This is a genomic window from Microbacterium sp., assembly GCF_011620715.1.
Taxonomy (GTDB): Bacteria; Actinomycetota; Actinomycetes; order Actinomycetales; family Microbacteriaceae; genus Microbacterium.
Window position 1 is genome coordinate 1 of the sequence record NZ_WOYP01000042.1, and the last position, 4019, is coordinate 4019.

The 4019-nt window shown below is 66.7% G+C and carries 4 protein-coding genes; 3 read left to right on the forward strand and 1 reads right to left on the reverse strand.

Annotated features, from left to right (window positions below; all coding sequences use genetic code 11):
• A partial coding sequence (locus tag QZV84_RS04020; RefSeq protein ID WP_292825649.1) for an amino acid--tRNA ligase-related protein occupies positions 1 to 984 on the forward strand: 984 nt, incomplete at its 5' end.
• An 85-nt stretch (positions 985 to 1069) separates the two neighbouring features.
• Here the strand turns inward: QZV84_RS04020 and QZV84_RS04025 are convergent.
• On the reverse strand, positions 1070 to 2257 hold the full coding sequence (locus tag QZV84_RS04025; RefSeq protein ID WP_292825652.1) for a DUF4192 family protein: 1188 nt from the start codon (positions 2255 to 2257) through the stop codon (positions 1070 to 1072).
• A gap of 112 nt (positions 2258 to 2369) precedes the next feature.
• Between QZV84_RS04025 and QZV84_RS04030 the strand changes: the two genes are divergently transcribed.
• A complete protein-coding gene (locus QZV84_RS04030; protein WP_292825655.1) occupies positions 2370 to 2558 on the forward strand; it encodes a hypothetical protein in 189 nt (62 codons plus the stop codon).
• 46 nt (positions 2559 to 2604) lie between these two features.
• Positions 2605 to 4019, forward strand: a 1415-nt coding sequence (cls, locus tag QZV84_RS04035) for a cardiolipin synthase (RefSeq protein WP_292825658.1), incomplete at its 3' end; no start/stop codon positions are given.

Consider the following 4019-nt stretch of genomic DNA (forward strand, 5'->3'; position numbering starts at 1 on the left):
ATCGTGCGCGATCAGGCGCGCGAGACCGTCCGCGCACGCGCGAAGGTCAACGCATCGCTGCGGCAGACCTTCGCCGATCGCGGCTATATCGAGGTTGAGACTCCCATGCTGCAGGTGCAGCATGGCGGCGCGTCGGCACGCCCGTTCGTCACTCACTCGAACGCGTTCGACACCGAGCTTTACCTGCGCATCGCGCCCGAGCTGTTCCTCAAGCGGGCTGTCGTGGGGGGCTTGGATCGTGTGTTCGAGATCAACCGCAACTTTCGCAACGAGGGCGCCGATTCGACGCACAGTCCCGAGTTCGCGATGCTCGAGTCGTACGAGGCCTATTCCGACTACAACGGCATTGCAGACCTCGCCCAGGATCTCGTGCAGAACGCGGCGGTCGCGGTCGCCGGTTCGACCACGGTGACCTGGGTCGATGGCACCGAGTACGACCTCGGCGGCCAGTGGGACCGGATCTCGATGTACGACTCGCTGTCGGCGGCATCCGGTGTCTTGATCACACCGCAGACCTCGCTCGATGAGCTTCGCACGCTCGCCGCGCGCGAGGGCGTCGAGGAACCGCCGCTCTCCACGCACGGCAAGCTCGTCGAAGAGCTCTGGGAGCACTTCGTGAAGGATGACCTTGTCCGTCCGACGTTCGTGATGGACTTCCCGCTCGACACCAGCCCGCTGGTGCGCGAGCACCGCTCGATCGCCGGCGTCGTCGAGAAGTGGGACCTCTACGTCCGCGGCTTCGAGTTGGCGACCGGCTACTCAGAGCTCGTCGACCCGGTGATCCAGCGCGAGCGGTTCACCGAGCAGGCCAAGCTCGTCGCCCGCGGCGACCAGGAGGCGATGCGCATCGACGAGGAGTTCCTGCGCGCGCTCGAGCACGGGATGCCGCCCTCGGGCGGACTCGGAATGGGCATCGACCGGCTGCTGATGGCGATCACCGGCCTCGGCATCCGCGAGACGATTCTGTTCCCCCTGGTCAAGTGATCCCGCTCCTCCCGCTGGTCAAGTGATCTCGCTCTCGCCCCTGGTCAAGTGATCCCGCTCTTCCGGTTGGTCAAGTAGCCGCGCGTCAGCCCCGCCGGAACGCCCAGTCCGGGAGGTGCCCGGCCAGTACGAACGACCGGACGATCTCGGCGAGCCCGTGTTCGGGCTCGATCTCGCAGGCGAGCGTCGCGTATCGCTCGGCGTGAGTGGACCGGCCGAGCGCCCAGGACAGCCATCCGCAGGTCGCGAGCACCCCAGCTCGTGCCTCGCGCGGCGCGGCCGCCGCAATGCGTCGGGAGAGGGCGAGCGCGGCTTCGAGCCGGTCGGGATCCGGCCGCTCGCCCTCCCCCCACATCTGCATCGCGAGGTCCGCGGGATACTCCTCGCCCGACTCCCAGCGCAGCTGTGCCTCGAGCGCCTCGTCACCCGCCGACATGCCTCCACACCATTGCACGAGTGCGATGTCGCGCAGGGCGGGGCGTGCGAGGCACCACGCGAGTGCGGCTGCATCGAAGGGGGCGAGTGCCTCGGCATCCCACTCCAGGGCCTCCTCGAACAGTGTCGGCAGATCGTCCAGGGTGCACACGGTCGCGAGCGCCTGCGGGTCGACGCGTCGGGCGTCGGGGGACTCCTGATCGGATGCCGCCTCCTCGGCGCTCTCGCGGGCTGCCGTGCTCGTCGACGATCGAGCAACCGACTCCGGTCCGCACAGAAGGCCGACGGCATCGTCGAGTGCTGCGAGTGCCCGCGCGGTGCGCTCCTTCTCGGCCAGGTCGACCGGGGGAAGCTCCGACCCCGCCGCTTGATCGCCTTCGGCAACGGACAAGTGCTCGGCGCCCCGCGGTTCTGCGTCAAGTTCTTCGAGTGGCCTTCCCTCGAGCGGGCACGTCGGGTCGAAGCGCGATCCCCAGGCATCGGGGCCGACGCACAGCGCGTCGGTCATGCGCACCCCGCACGCATCGGCTCGCTGCTGAAGCGCCTCGATGAGATCGAGGTGCGGCATCCCGGCGTCGGCGAAGCACTCATCGGTGTAGGCGACGGCCGCGACGGCATCCGCCTCGGGAAGGCGGCAGACCATGCCGATGAGCGTCGCCGCAATGCGGTCGATCTCGGCGGATTCGGCCGCGGTGGGCAGATCGAAGCGCATCGCGCCGATGCTGCGCGAGCCCGCGAACGGGATGAGCACCAGGCTGCGCGTCGGTCGGTAGCCGAGCATCTTGGGAACGAGGGACAGGAACTGTGCCGCGTTCGCGGCTTTGATGATCGTGGTCATGAGACGACCCTGGTCGGTGCGGGGTGCTCACGACGGGACGATGGTTCGCCTGGGGATGCTGACCTTTGGAGGGCGGGCTGTGGAGGAGCGGGCGGCCGGTATCCTTGCAGGCATGGATGACTATTGGGTCGCGGTGTTCTGGACGCTACTGCCGACGGTCGTCGTGAGCGTGCTGTTCTTCTACATCCTCCGGAGCATCATTCGCGCGGACCGCACGGAGCGGCGCGTGTATGCGCGCATCGAGGCCGAGGAGCGCGCCAAGCGGGGGCTTCCTCCCACACCCGCGGCATCCGAGCGCTGACCCGCACTCCCAGTACGCTGGGCAAGAGTCCGCGGGGAGGCAGCTTGTGACTATCACGTTCAACGCGACGTGGTGGGTGATCCTGGTCTTCATTACCGACGTGACCATCCGCATCGCAGCGATCATCATCGTGCCGCGCAACCGCCGGCCGACGGCCGCGATGGCGTGGCTGCTGGCGATCTATTTCATCCCGTTCGTCGGCGTGCTGCTGTTCCTGCTGATCGGCAACCCGCGCCTGCCGCGCAAACGCCGCCGCAAGCAGGAGCGGATCAACACCTACATCCACGACACGAGCGAGCACCTCGACTTCGGCACGCTCCGCCCGTACGCGCCGGAGTGGTTCACCTCGATGGTGACGCTCAACCGCAACCTGGGTGCGATGCCACTGGCCGGCGACAACGCCGCGCATCTGATTTCGGACTACCAGCAGAGCCTGGACGCAATGGCGGAGGCGGTGCGCGAGGCGACCAGGTACGTGCACCTCGAGTTTTACATCCTCCAGACGGATGCGGCGACCGACAATCTCTTTCGTGCGCTCGAAGAGGTCGCCGCCCGCGGAGTGGTCGTCCGGGTGCTGCTGGATCACTGGGCGAACCGCGGCAAGCCGTTCTACAAGAAGACGCTCAGGCGCCTGACGGATATGGGAGCGCAGTGGCATCTCATGTTGCCGGTGCAGCCGTTCAAGGGCAAGTACCAGCGACCCGACCTGCGCAACCACCGCAAGCTTCTGGTCGTGGACGGCTTGGTGGCGTACATGGGCTCGCAGAATGTGACCGACTCGACCTACAACCTGAGGAAGAACATCAGGCGCGGCCTGCACTGGGTCGATCTCATGGCGCGCCTGGAGGGTCCGGTGGTCGCCTCTGTCAACGCGGTCTTCCTCTCCGACTGGTACAGCGAGACCGACGAGATCCTCACCGACGAGATCGACCTGTTCAGCGTGCAGTCCGGTCCAGGCGACCTCGACTGCCAGATCATCCCGTCGGGCCCGGGGTTCGAGTTCGAGAACAACCTGCGACTGTTCCTCGGTCTGATCTATTACGCGCAGCGCAAGGTCATCATCGTGAGCCCGTACTTCGTGCCCGACGAGGCGCTGCTGAACGCGATCACGACCGCGTGCCACCGCGGGCTGCACGTGGAGCTGTTCGTCTCGGAGGAGGGCGACCAGGCGATCGTCTACCACGCGCAACGCAGCTACTACGAAGTACTGCTGCGCGCGGGCGTGAAGATCTGGATGTACCGGAAGCCGTTCATCCTGCACAGCAAGTCCATGACGATCGACGACGAGGTCGCGATCATCGGCTCCAGCAACATGGACATGCGGTCATTCGGTCTCAACATGGAGATCTCCATGCTCGTGCGCGGCGAGCCGTTCGTCGCCGAGATGCGCGACGTCGAGGCGAGCTACCGTGCGCTCAGTCGTGAGCTGACGCTCGAGGAGTGGGAGAAGCAGCCGCTGCG

What these genes read in the sequence shown, in the direction of transcription:
- QZV84_RS04025 (WP_292825652.1), bottom strand. Translation starts at nt 2,257, where the DNA reads ATGACCACGATCATCAAAGCCGCGAACGCGGCACAGTTCCTGTCCCTC.
- QZV84_RS04030 (WP_292825655.1), top strand. Translation starts at nt 2,370, where the DNA reads ATGGATGACTATTGGGTCGCGGTGTTCTGGACGCTACTGCCGACGGTC.